Origin of the sequence: Brevibacillus sp. B_LB10_24 (assembly GCF_046036945.1) — a bacterium.
GTDB lineage: Bacteria > Bacillota > Bacilli > Brevibacillales > Brevibacillaceae > Brevibacillus_C.
This window is the reverse complement of sequence record NZ_JBJQOQ010000013.1, coordinates 1-23692: the sequence shown is the minus strand read 5'-3', so window position 1 is coordinate 23692 and position 23692 is coordinate 1. Positions and strand designations below refer to the sequence as shown.

Below are 23692 nucleotides of genomic sequence, written 5' to 3'. Positions count from 1 at the left end.
ATAGATACAGGCTAAAAAACGAGATAGGGTGATTTTCGTGCATAAACAGCCTCTCTTAAATGTAAAAGAGCTGAAAACCCATTTTCATACAGAACGCGGTCGTGTCACAGCAGTGGATGGGGTTAGTTTCCATGTTGAGGAAGGTGAAATATTAGGCGTTGTTGGGGAATCAGGATGTGGAAAAAGTGTAACTTCCCAGTCTATTTTGAGGCTGTTTGATGAAAAGCATACTGCACAATACGAAGGTGAAATTAACTTTAGAGGGACAAATTTGCTTCAACTTTCGACGGATAAGATGCAGGAAATTCGTGGAAATTATATTGCGATGATTTTTCAGGATCCTCTCAGTTCGCTCAACCCGGTGTACACCATCGGCTACCAAATCGCCGAATCTATTTTGCTGCATCAGAAAGTTTCTAAAAAGGAAGCTTATGCAAAGGCAGTAGAGATGCTAAGACTTACTGGGATTCCGGCGCCAGAAAAACGAGTCAACGAATATCCGCATCAGTTATCAGGCGGGATGCAGCAGCGAGTGATGATTGCCCTTGCGCTCTCTTGCCAACCGAAGCTCTTGATAGCCGATGAACCAACGACGGCGTTGGATGTTACGATTCAATCGCAAATCCTGGACCTCATCGTCCAATTGAATCAAGATCTCGGGATGGGAGTTATCTTTATTACCCACGATCTTGGAGTCGTTGCTGAAATATGTTCGCGTGTTGTCGTTATGTACCTTGGTCAGATCGTCGAAGAAGCGGATACCGACAGTCTATTTACAAATCCGCTTCACCCGTATACAAATGGGTTGATTAAATCCATACCGCAATTAGATGGGGATCGTTCGCAAAAATTACATGTCATTAAAGGGGTTGTCCCTGCCCTGGACAATATTCCGAAAGGGTGTCGCTTTGCCCCGCGTTGTCCCTATGCCGATGATTTGTGTAAAGAGAAGATGCCGGAACTCAAGTCGATTACAAAATCTCAAAAAGTCAGATGTTGGCATGCCGACAAAATAGCAAGCGAAGGGAGAGAGCAGTATGCCACTTCAAACTGATGAGTCCCAAACCCCATTGCTGGATGTTCAAGGGCTAAAGAAACATTTTCCTGTGAAAGGGGCACTAGGCGGGATAAAAGGACACGTTAAGGCTGTCAATAATGTTTCTTTCCAGCTCTATGAGGGGGAAACTTTTGGGTTAGTCGGTGAATCAGGTTGTGGTAAAAGTACGACTGGAAGAATGATATTACGTTTGATTGAGCCAACAGATGGGAGTGCGTTTTATAAAAATCAAGATATTTTTCGACTGACGGGTAAAGATCTGCACAACATGAGAAAAGAGTTGCAAATGGTGTTTCAGGATCCTTATTCATCTCTAAACCCCCGCAAGCGTATAGGAAGTATATTAGAAGAGCCATTAGCGATCCACTCTATGGGCAATAAAAAAGAACGTACTGAAATTGTGATGGATATCTTGCATAAAGTAGGGATGCGAGTGGATCATTATTACCGATATCCACACGAGCTTTCCGGAGGGCAGAGGCAACGGATCGGGCTTGCAAGAGCTTTAGTCGTGAATCCCAAAATATTGATTGCGGATGAACCCGTTTCTGCTCTTGATGTATCCATTCAGTCGCAAATCATCAATTTATTGCGGGAATTACAAAACGAGATGAAGCTGACTTACCTTTTTATTGCCCACGATATTAGTGTGGTCCGCCATATCTCCGATCGAATCGGTGTGATGTATTTGGGAGGGCTCGTTGAAGAAGCGCCCACCGACAGCTTATTTGAAAATCCGCTTCATCCCTATACGAAAGCACTGTTAGCTGCAGTACCGCTGCCCAACCCAAGGGTGAAGAGAGAACGGATCGTCTTAAAGGGTGAACTTCCTTCTCCATTATCTCCTCCAAGCGGATGTGTTTTTCATACACGCTGTCCATTTGTCATGGATATATGCAAGACCGAAGTACCTGTCAAGAAAGAGGTTTTGAAGAGACACATTGTGGCTTGTCATTTGCATTAATGGTTTATCCTTCATTAAAAAAAATGCAAAACGGGGAGATGTAGGAAATGAAAAAGAGAAAGCTTAGAATATTCATCCTGGTTTTAGCGATGATGCTTGTGATCGCAGGATGCGGCTCAGAACCAGCAACGAATGCAGGTGATAAGAGTGATAACAAACCGAAAGAATTAAGGATTGCCTTATCCGTTCAGCCGCCGACAATCGACCAGCCAATTAGTTCAACTGCTGTCTCGCGTGATATGGCGAGATTGGTCTTTGAAACCCTTGTCACTGTCGATTCATCCTACCAAGTCGCACCTAGTCTTGCTGAATCTTATGACGTGAGTGACGATCATAAAACGATTACGTTTCATTTGAGAAAAGGGGTTAAATTCCATAATGGCAATGAGATGACGGCGGAGGATGTCGTTGCCTCGATGACCCGATGGGCACAGAAGTCATCGTCAGCGGGCAAAATCTTTGAAGGGGCTGCTTTCGAAGCGAAGGATAATTACACCGTTGTCTTACATTTAGCGCAGCCCTCCGTACTTGCTTTAGACGCCATGGCTTCACCAAATATGGCAGCTGCCATTATGCCGAAATCGGTGGTTGATGCAGCGACTCCTTCAGGGGTGTCTGAATATATTGGGACAGGCCCTTACAAATTTGTAGAATGGAAACAGGATCAATACATTCATTTTACGAAATACGATGGCTATCAATCTGCCGAGGGAAAACCGGATGGACTGGCTGGTAAGAAAGAAGCCTTGATTGACGATTTATATTTTGAAGTTGTGAAGGATGCTTCTACGCGATTGACTGGTCTGCAAACAGGAAAGTATGACTTTGCTTATACCATTAACTTTGACAACTATGAACAATTGAAAAATTCCCCGAATTTGAGACCGGTTTTAGATAACTATGGCCAACTCGTTATGTACTATAATGAAAAAAAGGGTCTTTCATCTAATTTCAAGATGCGGGAAGCGATTAACACGGCATTGGATTTAGATAAAGTGATGCATGCGACCTTTACGACGGACGACCTATACAATTTAAAACCCGGGTACATGTATTATAATATGAAGAACTGGGCGAGTGATGCAGGCAGTGAATTCTATAACCAGAAAAATCCTGAGAAAGCGAAAAAAATATTAGAGGAAATAGGTTATAATAATGAAGAATTCAAGATTTTGACATCACGAGACTACCCTCATTTTTATAATGCGGCAGTTATCATCCAGGAACAATTAACACAGCTTGGAATGAATGTGAAGTTAGAGGTCTATGATTGGCCAACCGTACAGGAGAAACAAAGTAAAGTGGGAGATTGGGATGCATTGGTCGCTGGAGCAGCATACGTAAATACGCCGCCGCAACTTCTCTATCTTAGCTCTACTTATGCCGGGGGGATTACTGACGCTAAGTCGATCGATTTGTTGAAGGGCATTAAGGATGCATCTTCCCAAGAGGAAGCGACGAAACTATGGAATGAATTGCAAGAGCATGCATGGAAGGAGCATCTGCCTGTAACGATACTAAGTAACTACCAAACCCTATATGGCGCATCGGACAAGGTAGAGGGAATAATGGGCTTCGCAGGACCAGTTTTCTGGAATGCAAAAATGGTAAAATAAACGGAAATCTATAGGGAAAATAGGAAGACGAGGTCGGCAAACCTTAGCGTCTTCCTATTTTTATTCCAAAATTTTGGAAATTGAGAGGGAGCCCAGCGATATCCTTAAAACGAAAGATAACTATTTGGATGTCAGACTTGCCTCAATCTGTACAGATTGAATCGTAACGTCGATCGACGCCGGAGCGATATTCAAACAGTAGTCAAGTTCGTCGTACAAGGCCTGCTGCAGCTGGCGGACGATCGGACGGATGGCCGTGCCGAAGGGAACGGACAGCGTCAGGTTGACCGAGAGGCGAGGCAGGTCATGAAACGTATAGGTCGATTTGTGTACCTGCGCCACTTCGGTAAAGCGAAGACAAGCCGCCTGGACGATTTTTTTTAGCACGTGCTCGTACACCTGAATGCGCCCGCCGGAAAAAGCAGGCTGCACGATTGTCGTCTCGCCGATCACTTCTTTTCGGGTCGAGAAGATCTGCTGGGCAGACGCGATAATTCGCTGGAAGAAGTCCTTTTCCACCTCGACCCGCGGCACGGGAATGACGTGTTTTCCCTGTGTTTCCCGGATGTACCGGGCCGCTTTGATCTCTTGAGCCGGTTTGATCGACTCGATGGAGATGAACCGGGCGGGAGCAGGCAGTTCTAGTGTCGTGACGATACGCTCAATCATCCGCTTGGAGGTGCCGATGACGAGCAGCCGAGATATCGGGAGCCGGCCCATGATCCGCTTTACTTCCTCCGTATGGTCAGGGTAGAAGAAGATCGCCCGTTTCACTGCCTGGATTTTCGTTTTTTCGTATTTGGCCGAAGTACCGGCCACCTTTCGCCCCTGGTAAATGAGGATGCCGTCATCGATGATTGCCTCAATTTCCAGCCGGTGGGCAAGCTCCAGCGCACTCGAGCTTTTGCCTGTTCCGCTGGAGCCGTATAATGCGTACACTTCCATATGCATGCCCTCTCCTCACGAATCGGTGTCTCACTAGCATAACACACATAGAATGGAAGCCAAGTCTATTCGTGCTGGGCTCCCAGCTCGCGGGAACGCTCTGTCGCCCGCAGGATCGCGGAGCTGACCGCTTTTTGGAAGTCGTATCGGTTCAACACTTCCAGGCCGGCCTGGGTTGTACCGCCGGGACTGGTAATCTTTTGCCGCAGCACGGCAGGTTCCGTCTTCGTCTGCATCAGCATTTGGGCGGCTCCGTGCAGGGTTTGCACCGTCATTTCCCGGGCCATAGCCGGGGACAGGCCAGCGGTCACTCCGGCGCCCTCCATCGCCTCCACAAGATAGTAGATAAAAGCCGGGCCGCTGGCTGCCAGGCCCGTGATGATGTCGATCTCCTGCTCCGGCACAATATGGACGTAGCCGATGGAGGAGAAGAGCAGGCGGGCCAGCTGGAGGTGGGTTTCGTCGGCGTAGCGGCCAGGAGCTATCCCTGTGGTCGATAGTCCGACAGCCGAAGAAGTACTCGGCATCGCCCGGACGACCGGACAGTCTGTCCCCAGCCAGGAACCGATCAATTCAGTCGATACACCGGCGACGACGGAGATAACCAGCTGGTTCGGGCGGACAAGACCGCGCAGCTCTTGGCAGGCTTTCGCCGCATCGGCGGGCTTGATCCCCAGGATCAGGAGGTCGACCGAGCGAATCAGTTGTTCTTTGTCGTTTACGGCACACACGTTGTACTGGTCGTGCAGGTAGGACAGGCGCTCCGCATTGCTGCGGTTGGTCACCCAAATCTGCTCTGCGGGCAGGAGTCCTTCTTTTAACATGCCGTCCATCATCGCTTCGACAATCGATCCGGCACCGAGGAAACCGATGCGGAGCGTTTGAAGTTTGGTTTCATAAGAGGTGGTTTGCATCTGGATTCCTCCTTTAGCGTATTTGTCCTGTGCCCAGGATCTGATACTTGATCGAGGTCAGCGCCTCGAGTCCCATCGGACCGCGTGCGTGAATCTTTTGCGTGCTGATCCCGATCTCCGCCCCGAAGCCGAATTCGCCGCCATCGGTAAAACGGGTAGAAGCGTTGTGGTAGACGGCGGCGGCGTCTACTGCAGCGAGAAAGCGTCTGGCAGCCTGGTCGTTTTCGGTGACGATCGCTTCCGAATGCCCGGTTCCGTATTTGGCGATGTGGGCGAGGGCTTCTTCCAGGCTTTCGACCGTCCGGACGGAGATGATCATGCCGAGGTACTCGCTGCCCCAGTCTTCGTCTTGTGCGGGCTGCAGGATTTCTTGCAGCTCGGGGAAATCCTCTCTGGTTATCTCGCAGGCGCGGATTTCTACCCCGGCCTGCCAAAGGGAGCGGAGCAGAGCTTTCCGCTGTTCACGCGGCCACTTACGATGCAGCAGCAGACTCTCGGCAGCATTGCAGACAGAAGGCCGGCTCGTCTTGGCATTGACGGCAATCGCTTCGGCCATTTGACCGTTCGCGGACTCGTCTACGTAGATGTGGCAGTTGCCTACCCCGGTTTCCAGCACGGGCACAGTCGATGTCTTTACGACGCGGTTGATCAATGCCGCACCTCCGCGCGGAATGATTACGTCGATCAATCCGTTCAACGTACACATCGCATCGACTGACTCATGCTGTTCGATAGCGATGTATTGCACAGCTTCTTCGGGCAAATCGAGAGAGCGCAGGGCCGTGCGGATGCTGGCCGCCAGCGCTACGTTTGTCCGGGCGGCAGAGCGGCTGCCGCGGAGCAGGATTGCATTCCCCGTCTTCAGCGCGATGGCTGCGGAATCAACCGTAACGTTGGGGCGAGCCTCGTAAACCATCCCGATCACGCCGAGGGGCACCCGCACCGACTGGATGACAAGGCCGTTGGGACGCTCCCACTTGGCCGTGGTGCTGCCGATCGGGTCGGACAGCGAAGCCAGTTCCTCCAGACTTTGCACCAGGCCGAGGATCCGTTCGTGATTGAGCCGCAGCCGATCCAGATAGCTCGCCGGCTGGCCGCTTGCCTCAGCCGCTTGCAGATCCTGTTCATTCGCAGCCAGAATGGCTGCTTCATCCGTAAGAAGCTGCTCGCCAATGGCCCTGAGCGCGGCGTTTTTCCGTTCGCCAGGCAGCAATGCCCAGTCCCGGGCCGCCTGCTTGGCCGCCTGCGCCTGAAGTGCGACTGCTTCGCGTATTTGTGCTTTGTCCATGTAAAACACTCCTCTCCGGTTTCTTCCTATTTTTCTAACTGGATACTGCCAACAGCGTCACCCAGTAGTCTCGATTGATCACTTCGCCTTCAAGCCGGTTTCCTTCCGATGAAGGCAGTGCTTCGCGCAGCTCTTCTGCTCCGTAGCGGCTGATCCCTCTGCCGATCAGCGCATCGCCGCAGAGTACCTCGACGACTTCCCCTGCCGAAAACGAGCCTTCGACGCTTTGGATGCCGGCTGCCAGCAGGCTTTTGTTCTTGTTGAGCAGGGCATCGGCAGCTCCCTTGTCAACGTGCAGTTTGCCGTGGACGGCGGAGTGCAGGGCGATCCACTGCTTTCGCGTAGAGACGTTCCACTTTTTCGTCTGTTCCTGGGTCATGCCTACATACGTTCCGACGCCTTCGCCGGCCAGGATGGACAGCAGGCCGTCATCGCCGTTTGCCCGGCCGATGAAGCAGGGGATGCCCAGGGAATGGGCAGTTTTCGCCGCTTTCAGCTTGGAGGCCATGCCGCCTGTCCCAAGTGCCCCGGCGCTTCCCGCCAGCGCTTCCGCTTCTGCCGTGACGGTCCGCAAAAAGGGAATCCGCCGGGCGTCGGGGTGTTTGCGCGGGTCTTTGTCGTACAAGCCGTCCGTATCCGTCAATATCACGTAGAGATCGGCGTGGACCAGGCCGGCGACCAATGCGCCCAGCATGTCGTTGTCGCCAAACGTCAATTCGGCGACGGAAACCGTGTCATTCTCGTTGATGATCGGCAGGACTTTGCGGGACAGCAGCAGGGAGATAGTCTGGAAAGCGTGGCGATAGCGTTCCTGATCGGAAAAATCCCCCCGCGTCAGCAGAATTTGCGCAACCGTGCAGTTGTTTTGCCCAAACAAGGCGGCGTACTGCTGCATCAACATGCCTTGGCCGATGGCAGCGGCTGCCTGCTTGGCCGCCAGTGTACGGGGCCGCTGTTTGTAACCGAGCTGGGCGTACCCGCTGGCTACCGCCCCGGAAGAAACCAGTACAGTTTCATGTCCATCCGCATGCAGACGGGAGATGTTGGAAACGATGGCGGAAAGTTTTGCAGGATCGCATCCTCCCAGAGGAGAGGCGAGGGAACTGCTGCCCACCTTGACCACAATTCGCTTTTTCATTGACGGTTCACCTTTCTATTCCGGATATACAAAAAAACCCTTTCATCCACATAAGGACGAAAGGGTCTGCTTTCGCGGTACCACCTTATTTGACAGCCTGATAAAAAAACAAAGCTGTCCGGCTTTTCGCCGGGCCCATGCCGCGGCGCTTTCCTTGATAACAGGGGAAAGGATCCTGTTCTAGGTCATCCCTAGCCGCTCCGGGACGGGTTCAAACCACTTCTGGGCGAATCCTTTCAGCCGCCGGAATTCGCTCTCTAAAACCAGACGCGTCGGTTTTACTATTCCCCATCATCGCGTTCACTGATATCCATTTATATATAGACATCATTATGCCCCCAGGTGAATAATTATGTCAAGTCCCTGGGGGCATTCATTTAGCGGAACATTCTTTGGCCGTATTCGCCCGTCCGCTTGTCAATTTCATAGTTCCCGGTCTTTTGGTCGCGAACCAGGTGGTAGGTAATCGACTGGTTTCCCGCAAAGTTGGCCGGAGCTGCACCTTGCACCACAGCAGTAATGCCGGACGGGTCAACTTTTGCCGTCGTATTGCGCAGGGAGATGAGGACCGGATAATCGACTTGCGGGGCGGCGATGTACAATTTTCCGTTTTCCATCCGCGTCGTCAGGTTGTCGTACATTTTTACGGCCAGCGGGTGGCTCCAAAACGTGGAAAAATGCGCAATCACCTTTTCCTTGCTGTCGTACTCCGGCGGGAGCTGACGGTAGCGCACACCGTCTTCTGTAATCGTCTTGCCGGTTGGCAGCGCGGCTGCCGCGTAGAGGACGTCCTGGACGACGTGTTCGGCTTTATTCAAGAACAGGACGAGTTCGGACTTGTCCTTGTCCAGATTGGTGATTGCGGTTGTCTTCAGTTTCTTGTCATCTTTCGCAGCAGGCTTCTGCGTGCCGGCGGTTTTCGTTCCTTTGGCTTTGTTTTTAGAGTCTTTGTTTTTCGTGTCTTTGTTTTTTGTGTCTTTGCTCTTTGTCTGGGTTGATTTCGTTTTCTCGCTGGCCTTCTGCGTGCCTTGCTGTCCGCCGCAGCCTGATACGGCGACAGCCAAAGCGAGGATGAACAGCCACTTTCTCATCTTTTCCACCTCACACCTGTCGGCTATTTTCTGCTTTTAGCATGTGAAGCGGCTGGCAGGATAACCACGTTAACTTTTTCCTGTCGTCATATGCCGGGCAAATCGGGAGGAAGGGGTTGTTTGTTTGGGGTTTTACCACTATGATGGATAAAGTGTGATCAATTTCGGCAATGAGGTGGTATTGATGTTTGGTATTGGCAAAAAGGCAAAAAAGCTGGATGGCATAGATATGTTGATCATCAAAACAGAGGAGTCGGCGAACCGCCATTTTTATCAAGTGGTATTTCCCAGCACATATGCGAATGACATCGTCAGCATGCTGCGCAAACTGCAAAAATCGCCGCTCAACAAGCGCGAGTACCTCGGGGAAATCGGCGGGTTTCACATCAGTACGCATCTGGAGGCAATGACCGGCTTTGAAGTGCTTGACGAAGCCGATCTGGAAGCGCATCCCGTGCAAATCCAGGATTTTGCCAACATCCTGCTGCGCCGTCTCGAGGCTCTTGATGAAAGCGGCGAAATGGAGGAGTCTGAAGACCTCGCCTTTATCCTGGGAGAACTGACCATGCTGCGGGATGGCACGTTTGTACCGCAGACGTAAATTCGCATTGCAACAGGATTTTAAATGTTTTAGAATAAATCTGAACAGATATTCATTTCCTTGCAACGCAGCGAAAACATTCCACGAATACGCAATCAGAGGGGCTTTTTCTCTAGACGGCAGTGGAGTGTTTTTTTTAACCAAAAATGAATGAATATTCATTCAAAATGCTGCGAACACATGAGGTGCGGGAACAGAACATAGGCTTAAGATGAGAGAAAGCAAAGAAGGAGGGTACTTGATGGAACGCAAAATTCGCAAAGCCGCTGTGCTCGGCTCCGGGGTGATGGGAGCGGGGATTGCCGCCCATTTGGCAAATGCAGGGATTCCGACGTATTTATTGGATGTCGTCCCCGGCGGATTGACGGCGGAGGAAGCGAAAAAGGGGCTGACACTGGAGCATCCTGCCGTGCGAAACAGGATTGCCCAATCAGGCAAAGACAGGCTGCTCAAGGCCAAGCCGGCGCCGCTTTACGACAGGGCCAATCTCGCTCTGATAACGGTAGGCAATATGGAGGATCACCTTTCTCTCTTGGCGGAGGCGGACTGGATCATCGAAGCAGTGGTAGAGAACCTGGAAGTAAAAAAACAAGTTTTTTCTGCGGTCGAGGCTTACCGGAAACCAGGTGCGATCGTCTCTTCCAATACTTCGGGCGTTTCCATCAACGAGATGTGCCAAGGGCGTTCTGACGAGTTTCGCAAACATTTTCTCGGCACTCACTTTTTTAATCCTCCCCGCTATCTGAAACTTCTGGAAATTATTCCCGGCAGCGAGACAGACACGGACGTTGTCCGCTTCATGCAACGGTTTGGCGAAACCGTCCTGGGCAAAGGGACGGTCCTCTGCAAAGATACGCCCAATTTTATTGCCAATCGCATCGGGACCTACGGCCTGCAAGTGTCGATTCACGAAATGGTCCGGCTGGGACTTGCCGTCGATGAGGTAGACGCCCTGACCGGTCCTGTCATCGGTCGGCCAAAAAGCGCTACGTTTCGCACCCTGGATGTCGTCGGCCTGGACACGTATGTGCACGTCGCCCGCAACGTACAGGAGAAAAGCGGCGATCCGGCGGAGCAAGCTGTTTTTGAAGTGCCCGAATTCATCTTGCGTATGGTGGAAAAGGGCTGGATCGGGCAAAAGAGCGGGCAAGGCTTCTTTAAACAGGAACAGACAGCCGCAGGCAAAGAGATCTTGGCCATCGACTACCAGACGCTGGAATACCGTCCGCGCGTCAAGGTGAACTTTCCGTCGCTGGCAGCGGCCAAATCGTCCAAAGACTTGCCGCAGAAGCTCAGGACTCTGGCCTGGGGCAGCGACAAAGGAAGTCAGTTTATTTGGAACCTGTTCAAAAAGGTACTGCTTTACTCGGCTGCCAAAGTGGGAGAAATCGCTGACGACATCGTCGCCATCGACCGGGCGATGAAGTGGGGCTTCGGCTGGGAACTGGGGCCGTTTGAAACCTGGGATGCCCTCGGCGTCGAGAAGTCGGTCGCCCGGATGCGGGCGGAGGGGGAAGCGATCCCGCCCTTGGTCGAAGAACTGCTGGCAAGCGGGAAAACCAGCTTTTACGAGTACACAGACGGCCGTATCGCAGCTTTTGCGATCAGCGGCAAATACGCCTTGATCGAGGAGAACAAGCAGATAATCAACCTTGCAGCGTTAAAAGAGCAGGGGAAACTGATCAGGAAGAACGCCGGGGCTGCGCTGATCGATTTAGGGGACGGAGTCGCCTGCCTGGAATTAACCTCCCCGAACAACGCTTTGGGCATGGACATCCTGCACATGGCGAATACAGCAATCGATGTGGTCAAGCAGGACTTCCTCGGACTGGTCATCGGCAATCAGGGCAAGAATTTTTGCGTCGGCATGAACCTGGCGATGGCGCTGGTCGAGGCACAGGACGAAAACTGGCCGGAGCTGGAGCTTTTGGTGAAAAAGTTTCATGCGGTGAAACAGGCATTCAGGCAAATGGGACGTCCTGTGGTCGCCGCGCCGTTCGGCATGACACTGGGTGGGGGCGTGGAACTATGCTATCTGGCGGATCGCGTACAGGCTTCTGCCGAGACCTATATGGGGCTGGTTGAGGCCGGGGTGGGACTGATTCCGGCAGGCGGCGGCACAGCGGAGATGCTGTTTCGCGCCATGGAGAACGTTCCGCAGGGAGGAACGTTTCCCGTCGATCCCTTCCCGTTCGTAGTCAGGGCCTTTGAAACGATTGCGCTGGCCAAAGTCTCGACGAGCGCCCACGAGGCCGTCCAGCTCGGCTACCTGCGTCCGACTGACGGCATCAGCATTCATCCCGATTACCTGCTCTACGACGCCAAGCAGGCTGTGCTGGCCATGGACAAAGCCGGATACAGGACGCGCCAGCCGCGAAAAATCCGCGTGATCGGCGAGACCGGCTACGCGAACCTGCGGCAAAATCTGTACTCAATGCGGGTCGGCGGGCTGATCAGTGAACATGACGAGCTGATCGCCAGCAAGCTGGCCTACGTCATGTCGGGAGGCAGTCTGCCAGCCGGTACGGAAGTGAGTGAAGCGTACATCCTGGAGTTGGAGAAACAGGCATTTATGGACTTGATCAAGACGCAGAAATCGCAGCAGCGGATGCAGCACATGCTGGCCAAGGGCAAGGCGCTGCGCAACTGATCAGATTGCAAGGAGGAGAGAGCATGAGAGAAGCAGTCATCGTCGCCGGGGCGCGGACCGCGGTGGGCAAAGCAAAACGGGGCAGCCTGAGGGACGTGCACCCGGTCGATATGGGAGCGGCTGTAGTCGGCGACCTGCTGCGCCGGGTGCCTGCTCTTGATCCGGCGTTGATCGAGGACGTGATCATGGGGACAGCGGTTCCAGAGGCCGAGCAGGGCATGAATATGGCCCGCCTGATCGGGCTTCGCGCCGGATTGCCGACGTCTGTGCCAGGTATCACGATTAACCGGTTTTGTTCTTCCGGGCTGCAGACGATCGCCTACGCGGCACAGCAGATCATCGCCGGCGGAGCTGACGTCATCGTCGCCGGCGGAGTGGAGAGCATGAGCCTGCTGCCGATGCTGGGGCACAAAGTGGCGCTGAATCCGACGCTGGTGGAGACGATGCCCGAAGCGTATATGGGCATGGGACATACGGCGGAAGAGGTGGCGCGGCGCTATCAGGTGAGCCGGGAAGACCAGGATGCCTTCGCGGCGGAAAGCCATCGCCGGGCAGCGGCGGCAATCAGGGAAGGAAAATTTGCTGAAGAAATCGTGCCTTTGCAGGTAAAGCAGCACCACGTCGACGACGATGGAGCGGTGCATGTAAAGGAATTTCAGTTTGATACAGACGAAGGCGTTCGCTACGACACGACTGTGGAAGGATTAGCCAAGCTGAAGCCGGTATTTCACCCGCAGGGCACAGTTACAGCGGGGAACGCCTCGCAGACGAGTGACGGAGCGGCAGCCGTTATGGTCATGTCTGCCGACAAAGCTGCTGAGCTGGGGATTGCACCGCTTGCCCGCTTCCGCTCGTTTACGGTAGGGGGCGTCGATCCCGACGTCATGGGGATCGGTCCAGTCGTGGCGATTCCCAAAGCGCTCAAGATGGCGGGATTATCTGTTGCCGATGTGGATCTGTTTGAATTGAATGAAGCGTTCGCCTCGCAGTCTCTGGCTGTGATCCGCGAACTGGGCTTGGATCCGGCGAAGATAAACGTCAACGGCGGAGCGATTGCCCTGGGACATCCGCTCGGCTGCACTGGCGCCAAACTAACTGTTTCCCTGCTTCAGGAGCTTCGGCGGCAGGGCGGCAGATACGGAGTTGTGACGATGTGTATCGGCGGCGGCATGGGAGCGGCAGGTGTGTTTGAACTGCTTTGACAGTCTCTTGTGAAGGAGAGTGAATGAGATGGCGGAAACGAAAAGTAACGTGATTCGCGGCGGCAGTTTTCTCATTGATACCGGGTCGTGCGAGGAAGTGTTTACACCCGAGGACATCTCCGAAGAACATAGGATGATTGCCAAAACGACAGAGGATTTTATCATCCACGAGGTTCGCCCGCGTCTGGATGAAATCGAGGAACAGCATTTTGATCTCTCGGTCCAATTGTTGAAGGAAGCGGGAAAGCTGGGGCTGCTCGGCGCGGACGTGCCGGAAGCGTACGGAGGCCTGGGACTGGACAAGGTAAGCTCGGCATTGATCACGGAGAAATTTGCACTCGCCCGCAGCTTTGCGATAAGCTACGGGGCACATGTGGGCATTGGTTCCCTGCCGATCGTCTACTTTGGCAGCGAAGAGCAAAAGCGCAGGTACCTGCCTGATCTGGCCTCAGGCGCCCGCTTGGCGGCCTACTGTCTGACTGAACCGGGCTCCGGGTCTGATGCGCTCGGCGCCAAGACGGTGGCCCGCCTCTCCGCGGACGGCAAACACTACATTCTCAACGGAGAAAAGCAGTGGATTACCAACGGCGGTTTTGCCGATGTATTCATCGTCTACGCCAAGATCGACGGCGAACAGTTTACGGCGTTTATCGTCGAGCGGACGTTTCCCGGCGTCTCCTTTGGGCAGGAAGAGAAGAAGATGGGGATCAAGGGCTCGTCGACGCGGACCGTCATCCTGCAGGACGTCCCGGTGCCGGTGGAAAATCTCTTGGGCGAGCCGGGCAGGGGGCACGTGATTGCCTTTAACATCCTCAATATCGGACGCTACAAGCTGGCATTGGGGACTGTCGGATCAGCCAAGCACGCCCTTCAGCTTGCGGCGACATACGCAAAAGGCCGGAAGCAATTCCAAACCGCGATAGCCAATTTTCCTCTGATCCAAAACAAGTTGGCCAATATGGCGATCAAGCTCTACGCCGCCGAAAGCTCCGTCTACCGCACCGTTGGCTTGTTTGATTCCGCGATGTCTGCGCTGGGGGAAAAAGCGGAAATCGGCGGCGAAGCGGCAAAGGCGATTGCCGATTATGCGATTGAGTGCTCAATTAACAAGGTGTTCGGCTCAGAAATGCTGGACTACTGCGTGGACGAAGGTCTGCAGATTCACGGCGGCTACGGGTTTATGTCTGAGTATGAGATCGAGCATATGTACCGCGACTCCAGAATCAACCGTATTTTTGAAGGAACCAATGAAATTAATCGCCTGCTGATACCCGACATGCTGGCCAAAAAAGCGATGAAGGGAGAGCTGCCGCTGCTCGCGGAGGCGGCCAGGCTGCAGGAGGAACTGCTGCAATACTATCCGGCAGAGGTAGAAGAGGCGCCGCTGGCGGCTGAGAAGCACCTGTTGGCGATGACCCGCAAAATCATCTTGATGGTGGCCGGTTCGGCCATGAGGAAATACCAGCAGGCTCTTGCCAAAGAACAGGAACTGCTGTCACTTGTCGCCGATACGATTATCCAGCTTTATGCCATGGACAGCGTTGTCAAGCGGACAGAAAAGGCCTTTGGGATAAACGGTACAGATAAGGAACAGCACAAATGGGAGCTGACCACCGTCTTCGTGCACGAAGCGTTTGACAAGGTGGAGGCGTGGGCGAAGGAAGCGCTGGCGGCGATGGAGGAAGGAGACGAGTTGCGCCTGCGGCTGTCCATTTTGAGAAAGCTGGCTCGCCGCAATCCGGTGAATGTCATTCACTTGAAGCGAACGATTGCCGACCGGGTGATCAAAGCAGACGGGTATGCAGTCTAAATGACGTGAAGCTGGGGGACTATTCCCCAGCTTTTTCTTGTTCTTCGGCAAGTTGGGTAAATACGACCAACCGCTGCGAATGTTGCTGCGTCTTTTTATTAAATTTGCCTGCACACGTGATCAAATTCAGCCGGGGGGTGTCCGACTCTCCGAATACTCGCTGCCGCGGAGCCTTGGCAGCAGGAAAAAATTCCACCGACTTGACGACAAAGTTTAATTTCCGGCCATTTTTATCTGAGACAATCACTTTGTCCTCCGGCTTCAGCTTCTTCAGGCCGTAAAACACGGCCGGTCCCGTATAGTGATCCAGATGGCCTGCAATGACCGCACTTCCGTTCTCTCCCGGTTTTGTCCACGGCATGAGGATACCGACGCGATCAAACGCCTTCGGTACGCCCATCTGCCCATTTTCCAATACTCCGACCGGCTCGACGGGAGCGTTGAGTTTGATGGCCGGGATTTCCAGACGGGCAGGGGTGATTCCGACTCGCTTAGCAGGCGGCTTTTTCGAAAGAGGTTCGGGCGCCGCTATCTGTACAGGCGGTGTCGGAGCCGGTTGAGTCATCTCCATGGGGAGTGCTGGAGCCGGCTGTGCCATATCTGGCGGTTCCGCTGCGCTGCCTGCTTCCGGCAGGCTCTGCTGGTATTCAATCGGTGGCTGTTCAACCGCTGAAGGCGGGGGCGCTGAAGTGCAGCCCGGCAAAACCAATAGGGCAAGCACCAGGATGAGACACAAGTGTTTCAGCATTGTTCACGCTTCCCCATAAAACGTAGGAAAAGAGGGAAGATCCCTCTTTTAGTTGCTCGTTCCGCCCAGACCGGTGCTAGGCATTCCCGGAGCTTCCTTGATATGAAGCTTTTTGGTGGTCTTTGCTTTGGTATGAATTTTGTGGGTTTTTGCTTTGGTATGAATTTTATGGGTTTTTGTGGACTTCGTCTGTACATTGTGCTTGCCTGGATGGCCAGGTTGATGTTCGGCAAATGCCGAAGCCGAGGTGAACACAAAGCAAACAGCAAGGGCGATCGAAACAATCTTTTTCACTGTTGGTACCACCTTTCCATTGTTGATTTGTTGTCCTTGCAGATATAGCTTATCCCCGTTTTCGGCGTGTATGAAGGGACTTTTTGGCCATCCAGCAAGCGGTACAAAAAACGCTGGAGAAGTGCACTTCTGCAAGACTCCAGCGTTTTATTCGGGCTTATTGTACGGACGGTTCTTCGTAGATGGCCTGCCAGCCGGCCGGTGTGATGAACAAGCGGATCGCCTTGATCTTGCGGTCGTCCATCAGGGTGAAGTAATGGCGGTAGTAGGAAGGAACCGAAATCAAATCCCCGGCGGAGAGCTCAACGTCAAAATAGCGGCCATCTTTTCCTTTGATGGCGAAAATGCCATGTCCGTCAACGCAAAAGCGAACCTCGTCGTCAGTGTGGTGGTGTTCGCCGAGGAAAACCTTCAGCAACTCGTCTAAATTGGGCGTCTTGTCTGAAAGCATGATGAGGTCGGCGGTCGTGTATCCGCGGCGGGTGCTGATGTCGTCAATCTCTTTGCGGAACGCTTCGACGATTTCGTTCTTTTCCTCATCGCTTAGATCGTAGTCGTTGCGCTGGCGGTCATTCAGACGGTCAACGCCCCAGTGTTCGTAGATGACTTCCTGGGAGGAGAGGAAGCTCTCGACAGCTTCTCTGCCCTCGATGTACTCATTGGTGTCGTGAAAACGAACCTTTGCCATTTTTTACATCCTCCTTTATGGATTGGTTAGACGCTGGCCTGTGCCGGAGCGACGGCGCTGCGCAGCTGAAGCAAACGCAGTTGGTACTCAAACAAAAATTCAAACGACTCCAAATGGCGCTTCGCTTCAAAATCGTTTTTCCCCCAGGCGTAAATGCCGTGGTTGCGGATTAACACGCCGGGAACCTCCGCGGTAATCACTTTGTCAATCGCAGCCGCCAGTTTGGGAATGTCAGCGTAATTTTCCACGATCGGAACAGTAATGGATGCATTTTCTTCCCAGATCCCGAGGCCCTTGATCAATTCCTGACCTTGAATCGAAAACGCCCGGTGGCCAAAGTACAGCTCGGAGATCAGGTTATTGCCCAGCGTATGGACGTGAAAGCAGGCTCCAGCCTCCGGGATCCGCTTGTAGACCACAGCGTGGATCAGGGTTTCCGCAGACGGCTTCAAGGAAGTAGGCTCCACGGGTACGGCGTCGCCGTCGACGATCAGGTAATCCTCTGCTGTCAGCTTGGTCTTGTCTTTGCCGCTGGCTGTGACCGCGAAACGAAGCGGTTGATCGGACAATCGAATGGAGAGATTGCCGCTGGTCCCGGGAAACCAGTCACGTTTGGCGAAGTTCAGCTTCGCCTCGTCCAGACGCCGAAAAGCATCTGTGCGCTGTTCGAGAGTAGTCGTTGTCATCATGACAGTTTCACCTCCTCAATTGTTTGCAAGTTTTGCAGAATATGAATCACATCGTAAAACGTCGCGAACGGCTGGTAAGGCAAGCCCAGCTCTTGGCATTTCTGTTCTAAGAGAGAGCGGGCGATGACAAAATCGGCGATTTTTGCCCCCGCCAGATCAGTAATGCTGTCTCCGATTACGATGCGCTGATAACGCTTGGAATCATAACCGCGGATGATCGCTGTTTTGCACATGCCGCAGTCGTTGGAACAGTGTTCATCACAGCGGTGCGGCCAGGTAATCGTGATCCGATCCTGCGAAAAATCGCTGCCGTTGCAGTAAATCCGATTTTCCAGCTGGAAGCGGGCGAGGATGGGGTAGACGAAAAAGTCGATGCCGCCGCTGGTGATCAAAAGCTCAATGCCCGCCTCGTCGCAAAAACGGACGAACTGTTCAAAACCTGGGCGAATCTTCGCGTCTTTGACGATAAACTGAACGATCTCATCTTTTAAAGCAGAAGGCAGCATGGCGAATAATTGGCCGACTCCTTCTCTGATGCTCATCTGCTGCGTCAGGATTTTTTGCATCAGGGGTTCCGCTTCCGGCGGGGCAAAACGGCGCATGATCGCAGCGATGTTGTCCTTTTCCGTGATCGTGCCGTCAAAGTCGCAGAACAGGATAATTTGCTTGCTCACTTGGCGCCACCCCACTTCTCTAGCGCGATCGCCAACGGTTCGGAATGTCTGGCAGCTTCCTCGAGGGAAATTCCGCTGACGGCAGCATCGATCGCCGCGACGAACGCTTTTGCTCCGTCAGTGGCACCGCCCGGATGGCCGTGAATACCGCCGCCTGCGTTGACCACTTGATCGACGCCGAAATCGGCATAGAGCTGGGGCACAAGGCCGGGATGAATCCCCGCAGACGGCACAGGGAAGGGACGCTTCAACGTCTGATGCGGCTGCGTCAGACTGTCTGCCAGTTTGAGCGCATCCGACTTATCCAGGGCGACATTGCCGTACGGCGACGGGAACAAGACCAGGTCGGCGCCGGCCAGCCGCATCAGTTTGCCCAGCAAAAGCGGCGTGGCGATGCCGTAGTCGGGCGAAGGGTAATAGGCTCCCGCCAATGCCGGATGGGACATGATCGGGATGGTGATGTCGGGATCGGCAGCCAGGCGGTGCAGCACGTCAAAGCCATATGCCAACACGTTGAACAACAGGCAGGTGGCTCCCGCTTCGACCGCCCGCTTTGCCTTTTCCGGCAGCTGGTGGCTCGGGCCGGTCAGATTGGCAGCGTAGAGAACGGGTTTGCCGGTCTTTGCCTCGACTTCTTTGGCGATTTGCCCGAAAGCGGATATGCGTTCGAGGAACGGGGCGCGGTCGTCGGCAAAGAAGATTTCATCGTCCTTGATCAGGTTGACGCCGCCTAGCGCCTGTGCGCGAAATTGCGTTTTCAAGTCGTCAAAAGGAAGGCCCAGGCACGATTTGAAAATGCTCATCAAGAGCGGCCGTCCGTGAACCTTTGTCAGCTCTCTCAGTCCGTCAATTCCGAACTTGGGGCCGGGAAAGGCGGATGTAAAGGAAGGCGGGAACTGGACGTCGATCAGCTTGATTTTTCCGTCCATCGACAGCTTTCCGAATATACCGGTCAAGAGCGAGGGGATGTCTTTGGTAAAGTTGCGAACCGGGTAGCTTACGGTGATCAGGCCGCGGGTTTCGCCGTTTTCAAGCACGGACAGCGGCTCGGTGCCGGCCGGCTCGCCGAGATATGGGCGAAGTTCCGCTTGTTTGGCCGCGGGCAGGTCGGTCCACGAGCCTACGGTCATGCCGACAGCAATGGCAGCAGCCTTTTTTTCCAGATCTTTCGCTTGCGTCAAGTAGGTGACCAGGATGCGTTCCTCATTCACGTGCGCAGGCCTCCTTTCGGATATAAGACAATAAAAAAACCGCCTACGAGAGGAGAGGCGGCAGGGTTTCCAAGCGTTCTCCTCTCATCTCTCAGAAGCCGCACCACATGCGGTTCTGCAGGATTTAGCACCGTTTCGCACTTTATGAAAAGCAGCGCGCCGGTTGCCGGGCATCATCGGGCCAGTCCCTCAGCCATCTCGCGATAAGAGTTTATGGAAGTATACGTTTGTCACTTTCGCTGTTGCTAGTAAAATCATATGACGTTTAACTGCAAGCGTCAAGCCTGAGTTTGCCGCCCCGCTGCTGCCAGTTGAAATGCGTGCGGAAGAATCTTGACAGATGCTGCTCCACTGTGTAAGATTCAACTAACAATCACATACGACTTGGATGACCTTATCCAGAGACGGTGGAGGGACTGGCCCGATGAAACCCGGCAACCGACATTTCGACAGATCACAACAGTCGCAATGCACGGTGCTAAATCCTGCAGAAACAAACAATTCTGGAAGATAAGGGGAATAACGTTGACTACTGGATACAACGACCTCTTCTCTCCGGGGAAGAGGTCGTTTTTTTTCATTTTTGATTGATTATCAGCCGAAGGGAGCAAGAGAGGATATGGCTTATCGTCCGTTGTCTGAACAAGAAGCCGTTGAATACGTCAGGAATTTGCCTGATCTATTTGACCGTAATGCCGCATTGACAAGCCGTGAGATTGGCGACGGCAACCTGAACCTGGTATTTCACATCCGAGATGATCGAGCGGATAAGAGTGTGATCGTCAAGCAAGCGCTGCCGTATGCCCGAGTCGTCGGCGAGTCTTGGCCGCTGACGCTGGACCGGTCCCGGATTGAGAGTGAAGCTTTGAAGATTCAGCACAAGCTGGCACCCGGGCTGGTTCCGCTGGTCTATCACTACGACAGCGAGTTGGCGCTGACGGTGATGGAGGATTTGAGCAACCACGTGATCATGCGCCAAGGGCTGATCGCGGGCAACCGCTATCCGCTGTTTGCCAAGCACATCGGACGTTTTATAGCCCATACGCTGTTTTTTACTTCCGACCTGGGCTGCGACCCGTTCGAGAAAAAAGCGCTGGTAGGGAAGTTTATCAATCCGGAATTGTGCAAAATCACGGAGGATTTGGTCTTTACTGATCCTTATGAAGATGCTCCAACCAACAATTTTAACCCGCTGATCCGCAAGGAAGTGGAAGCGATCTGGAACAACGCGGAATTAAAGCGGGAGATTGCCCATCTGAAGTACGGCTTCTTGACGAAGGCGGAGGCGCTGCTGCACGGCGATTTGCACACGGGCAGCATTTTCGTCACGGAAACGAGCACGAAGGTGATCGATCCGGAGTTTGCTTACTACGGGCCGATCGGCTTTGACATCGGTGCCGTGATCGCCAACCTGCTGCTCAATTACGCCGCCCAGTCCGGCTTGCAAAGCGATCAGGAACAGCGCAAGGAGTACCGGAAATACCTCCTGGAGACGGCGGAAAACGTTTGGGAAGAATTCGTCTCGCAATTTGTGCAACTCTGGCATCGCCAGGCAAAAGAGCGCAGTGCCCATGTAGAAGGATTCTGGCAGGAGTACGTGGTCAACCTGCTGGCTGACAGCGCAGGGTATGCCGGCTGCAAGATGCTTCGCCGAGTGATCGGGCTGGCCGGAGTTGCCGACCTGAACAGCATTCAGGACGATGCGGCCCGGGCCGATGCAGAGCGGCTGGCGCTGGCGATCGGGCAGGCTCTGATCCTGGAGCGCCGCTCGTTAAAAGGCAGCACTGACATCAGCGATCTCGCATGCCGGGTGACGGCAGCGTTTGGACAGGAGGCAGTCTTATGAGTAGTGCGGCAAAACGTTTGGTGCCGCTGGAATGGGCGGGAGATCATCTGCGGCTCCTCGATCAGACCCGTTTACCAGTCGAAGAGGTCTATTTGCAGCAGACGACGGTACAGCAAGTTTGGGAGGCGATCCGCCACCTGCAGGTGCGGGGCGCGCCTGCCATCGGCATGGCTGCGGCTTACGGACTCTACCTTGGCATCAGGGAGAGCACGGCAGGGAACTTTGGCGATTTTTGGCGGCACGTCGAAGAACAAGCCGACTATCTGGCCTCCTCCCGACCGACGGCGGTCAATCTGTTCTGGGCTTTAGACCGGGTAAAGGCGCGGGTCAGGCAGGAAGAGGGCAAGCCGATCGAAGAGATCAAGCAGGCTGTCCTGGCGGAGGCGCTGGCCATTCAGGAAGAGGATGAGCGCGTCTGCCGCGCGATCGGTGAGAACCTGCTGACCTTGCTGCAGGACGGGATCGGGGTCCTGACCCACTGCAACGCCGGCTCGCTGGCAACGGCCGCCTACGGGACGGCGACGGCTCCGTTTTACCTGGCGAAGGAGCGGGGCTGGAATTTGCGGGTGTACGCAGACGAGACACGCCCCGTCCTGCAGGGATCGCGCTTGACCGCCTACGAGCTGCAGAGCGCGGGGATCGATGTGACGCTGATCTGCGACAATATGGCGGCAACCGTCATGGCTCAAGGAAGGGTGCAGGCAGTCATCGTCGGAACGGACCGGGTGGCAGCCAACGGCGATGTCGCCAACAAGATCGGGACGTATGGCGTAGCGGTATTGGCCCACGCTCACGGCATCCCCTTCTACGTCGCGGCTCCGTTTTCTTCGATCGATCTGGACACGCCGACCGGTGCGGAAATCCCGATCGAGGAGCGGCCGGCTGAAGAGATCACCCACGGGTTGGGCAAGCAGGTGGCGCCAGATGGGATCAAAGTGTACAATCCCTCCTTTGACGTCACCCCGGCCAGACTGATCACAGCGATCGTGACCGAGACCGGGATCTACAAGCCGGAAGAGTTGGCCGGCCTGCGAACATAAAAAGCGAGTGCCCCATGTTCCGCGCTGCGGAGGACATGGGGCACTAAGGCTAGTAAAGAGAGACTGGAAGCTTCTCCGCATGTGGAAACGCAAGCGTAACAAGCGAAAACCCACCGCTTAGGTTGGCCGCCTCGGTGGGTTCGCTTCTTTGAAAGACTGATCATTAGCGCGCTGTGGGTGTCCACAGCTTCCCTTAAAGAGCTTTTGTTGTTTGAGCAGCAAAGGCTCTTTTTAGTATATGCTGGAAATTTAACATGTTTCCGAGAGAAGTCCCCTTCCTCTGCAGGTAGGGGATGAATCTTGGTTAGGCGAAGCCTACATGCACTTGGCTATTGCCTGAGTCGTCCATCGTCAAAAAAATGTTGTCTTATTTTCTAAGAGAGAGACGACTGACGGAGGTTTTTGTGATAAAGTAGGAATATACGTTCCCGTTAAGGTGGTGGTCCTTCGTGCAGATTACGTTTCAGTTTCGACTCTATCCGACTCCCGAACAGGAACAGCTCATGATTCGAACGTTGGACTTGTGCCGGAAGCTGTACAATCGAGCCAAGGAACAACGGGATACCGCCTACAACCGAGAGGGCAAAACCATCACCTATGCCATGCAGCAGAATGAATTGCCCGCCTTCAAGAAGGAATTCCCCGCATACAAGGAAGTTCATTCACAAGTGCTCCAGGACTGCCTGCGGCGTCTGGATGATGCTTATCAGCGTTTCTTTCGCGGGGAGGCGGGCTTTCCCCATTACAAGTCGACCGACCGGTACCTCTCCTTTACGTTCCCGCAGCCTGGTGCGGTAAGCAAGACATTCGCCCGCGACGGATTCGTCTATCTGCCCAAAATCGGCTTTGTCCGCATGCATGCACACCGTCCTTTCGACCGGACGAATGTGACGCAAATCAATGTGAAACGGTATGCGGACGGGTGGATGGCCAACATCGGCGTGAAAACGGAGGCAGCGGAAGCAGGCCAGGCGATAGAAACGGCGGTGGGCATCGACGTAGGGCTGAGTACCTTTGCGGCGCTGTCCGATGAGACGAAGGTGGACAACCCGCGGTATCTGCGAAGAGCGGAAAAGCGGTTGAGACGTGCCCAACGGCGGCTATCCCGCAAACAACGCGGTTCCCGCAACCGGCAGAAAGCCAAACGGAAGGTTGCGAGAATCCACCAAAAAGTCGCGCAACAGCGCAAGGATTTTTTGCACAAACAATCATACCGCATCGTCAAA

21 protein-coding genes and 2 riboswitches are annotated in these 23692 nt (G+C 53.9%); of the genes, 10 read left to right on the top strand and 11 right to left on the bottom strand.

What is annotated here, in order from left to right; genetic code table 11:
• Positions 1-37 precede the first annotated feature (37 nt).
• From ACI7RC_RS13650 to ACI7RC_RS13640, 3 genes are read left to right on the top strand one after another with little or no spacing between them, the layout of a single operon-like run.
• On the top strand, positions 38-1054 hold the full coding sequence (locus tag ACI7RC_RS13650; protein ID WP_408108781.1) for an ABC transporter ATP-binding protein: 1017 nt from the start codon (positions 38-40) through the stop codon (positions 1052-1054).
• Positions 1038-2021, top strand: coding sequence for an ABC transporter ATP-binding protein (locus ACI7RC_RS13645; RefSeq protein WP_408108780.1), 984 nt, complete (start codon positions 1038-1040; stop codon positions 2019-2021). The genes ACI7RC_RS13650 and ACI7RC_RS13645 overlap by 17 nt, the downstream gene beginning before the upstream one ends.
• A 47-nt stretch (positions 2022-2068) precedes the next feature.
• A complete protein-coding gene (locus ACI7RC_RS13640; protein WP_408108779.1) occupies positions 2069-3637 on the top strand; it encodes an ABC transporter substrate-binding protein in 1569 nt (522 codons plus the stop codon).
• A gap of 120 nt (positions 3638-3757) precedes the next feature.
• On the opposite strand, the gene ACI7RC_RS13635 is transcribed toward ACI7RC_RS13640, so the two are convergent.
• From ACI7RC_RS13635 to ACI7RC_RS13615, 5 genes are all read right to left on the bottom strand, one after another.
• Positions 3758-4582 (bottom strand): hypothetical protein, encoded by an 825-nt coding sequence (locus ACI7RC_RS13635; RefSeq protein WP_408108778.1) that lies wholly within the window; start codon positions 4580-4582, stop codon positions 3758-3760.
• A gap of 65 nt (positions 4583-4647) precedes the next feature.
• Positions 4648-5496 (bottom strand): pyrroline-5-carboxylate reductase, encoded by an 849-nt coding sequence (gene proC / locus ACI7RC_RS13630; protein ID WP_408108777.1) that lies wholly within the window; start codon positions 5494-5496, stop codon positions 4648-4650.
• A gap of 13 nt (positions 5497-5509) precedes the next feature.
• Positions 5510-6784, bottom strand: coding sequence for a glutamate-5-semialdehyde dehydrogenase (locus tag ACI7RC_RS13625; RefSeq protein WP_408108776.1), 1275 nt, complete (start codon positions 6782-6784; stop codon positions 5510-5512).
• Positions 6785-6818: 34 nt separating this feature from the next.
• Positions 6819-7922, bottom strand: a complete 1104-nt coding sequence (gene proB / locus ACI7RC_RS13620) for a glutamate 5-kinase (protein ID WP_408108775.1) — start codon at positions 7920-7922, stop codon at positions 6819-6821.
• A 377-nt stretch (positions 7923-8299) separates the two neighbouring features.
• On the bottom strand, positions 8300-9013 hold the full coding sequence (locus ACI7RC_RS13615) for a hypothetical protein (RefSeq protein ID WP_408108774.1): 714 nt from the start codon (positions 9011-9013) through the stop codon (positions 8300-8302).
• A gap of 184 nt (positions 9014-9197) precedes the next feature.
• Between ACI7RC_RS13615 and ACI7RC_RS13610 the strand changes: the two genes are divergently transcribed.
• The 4 genes from ACI7RC_RS13610 to ACI7RC_RS13595 all read left to right on the top strand — a co-directional run bounded on the left by ACI7RC_RS13610 (position 9198) and on the right by ACI7RC_RS13595 (position 15276).
• A complete protein-coding gene (locus tag ACI7RC_RS13610) occupies positions 9198-9614 on the top strand; it encodes a hypothetical protein (RefSeq protein WP_408108773.1) in 417 nt (138 codons plus the stop codon).
• Positions 9615-9855: 241 nt separating this feature from the next.
• Positions 9856-12264 carry a 3-hydroxyacyl-CoA dehydrogenase/enoyl-CoA hydratase family protein gene (locus ACI7RC_RS13605; RefSeq protein ID WP_408108772.1) on the top strand — a complete coding sequence of 803 codons (2409 nt, stop codon included), beginning with the start codon at positions 9856-9858 and terminating at the stop codon, positions 12262-12264.
• A 23-nt stretch (positions 12265-12287) separates the two neighbouring features.
• Positions 12288-13466 (top strand): acetyl-CoA C-acetyltransferase, encoded by a 1179-nt coding sequence (locus tag ACI7RC_RS13600; protein WP_408108771.1) that lies wholly within the window; start codon positions 12288-12290, stop codon positions 13464-13466.
• 28 nt (positions 13467-13494) lie between these two features.
• Positions 13495-15276, top strand: coding sequence for an acyl-CoA dehydrogenase family protein (locus ACI7RC_RS13595; RefSeq protein WP_408108770.1), 1782 nt, complete (start codon positions 13495-13497; stop codon positions 15274-15276).
• Between the two features lie 19 nt (positions 15277-15295).
• On the opposite strand, the gene ACI7RC_RS13590 is transcribed toward ACI7RC_RS13595, so the two are convergent.
• The 6 genes from ACI7RC_RS13590 to ACI7RC_RS13565 form a co-directional block, all read right to left on the bottom strand.
• Complete coding sequence (locus tag ACI7RC_RS13590) at positions 15296-16024, bottom strand: class F sortase (protein WP_408108769.1); 729 nt, start codon at positions 16022-16024, stop codon at positions 15296-15298.
• A 48-nt stretch (positions 16025-16072) separates the two neighbouring features.
• Positions 16073-16318, bottom strand: coding sequence for a hypothetical protein (locus tag ACI7RC_RS13585; RefSeq protein WP_408108768.1), 246 nt, complete (start codon positions 16316-16318; stop codon positions 16073-16075).
• A gap of 157 nt (positions 16319-16475) precedes the next feature.
• On the bottom strand, positions 16476-17006 hold the full coding sequence (locus tag ACI7RC_RS13580; RefSeq protein WP_408108767.1) for a cupin domain-containing protein: 531 nt from the start codon (positions 17004-17006) through the stop codon (positions 16476-16478).
• A 26-nt stretch (positions 17007-17032) separates the two neighbouring features.
• A complete protein-coding gene (locus ACI7RC_RS13575; protein ID WP_408108766.1) occupies positions 17033-17695 on the bottom strand; it encodes a methylthioribulose 1-phosphate dehydratase in 663 nt (220 codons plus the stop codon).
• Positions 17692-18369, bottom strand: coding sequence for a 2-hydroxy-3-keto-5-methylthiopentenyl-1-phosphate phosphatase (locus ACI7RC_RS13570; RefSeq protein ID WP_408108765.1), 678 nt, complete (start codon positions 18367-18369; stop codon positions 17692-17694). Before ACI7RC_RS13570 ends, ACI7RC_RS13575 begins: the two co-directional genes overlap by 4 nt.
• Positions 18366-19580, bottom strand: a complete 1215-nt coding sequence (locus tag ACI7RC_RS13565) for a 2,3-diketo-5-methylthiopentyl-1-phosphate enolase (RefSeq protein ID WP_408108764.1) — start codon at positions 19578-19580, stop codon at positions 18366-18368. Before ACI7RC_RS13565 ends, ACI7RC_RS13570 begins: the two co-directional genes overlap by 4 nt.
• A gap of 81 nt (positions 19581-19661) precedes the next feature.
• Positions 19662-19790, bottom strand: a riboswitch (SAM riboswitch).
• Positions 19791-19971: 181 nt separating this feature from the next.
• Positions 19972-20097: riboswitch (SAM riboswitch) on the top strand.
• A 102-nt stretch (positions 20098-20199) separates the two neighbouring features.
• On the opposite strand from ACI7RC_RS13565, the gene mtnK reads away from it, so the two are divergent.
• From mtnK to ACI7RC_RS13550, 3 genes are all read left to right on the top strand, one after another.
• The gene (gene mtnK / locus ACI7RC_RS13560) at positions 20200-21426 is read left to right on the top strand and encodes an S-methyl-5-thioribose kinase (protein ID WP_408108763.1); all 1227 of its coding nucleotides are present in this window, start codon (positions 20200-20202) and stop codon (positions 21424-21426) included.
• The gene (mtnA, locus tag ACI7RC_RS13555) at positions 21423-22466 is read left to right on the top strand and encodes an S-methyl-5-thioribose-1-phosphate isomerase (protein ID WP_408108762.1); all 1044 of its coding nucleotides are present in this window, start codon (positions 21423-21425) and stop codon (positions 22464-22466) included. Before mtnK ends, mtnA begins: the two co-directional genes overlap by 4 nt.
• 449 nt (positions 22467-22915) lie before the next feature.
• A partial coding sequence (locus ACI7RC_RS13550; protein ID WP_408108761.1) for an RNA-guided endonuclease InsQ/TnpB family protein occupies positions 22916-23692 on the top strand: 777 nt, incomplete at its 3' end.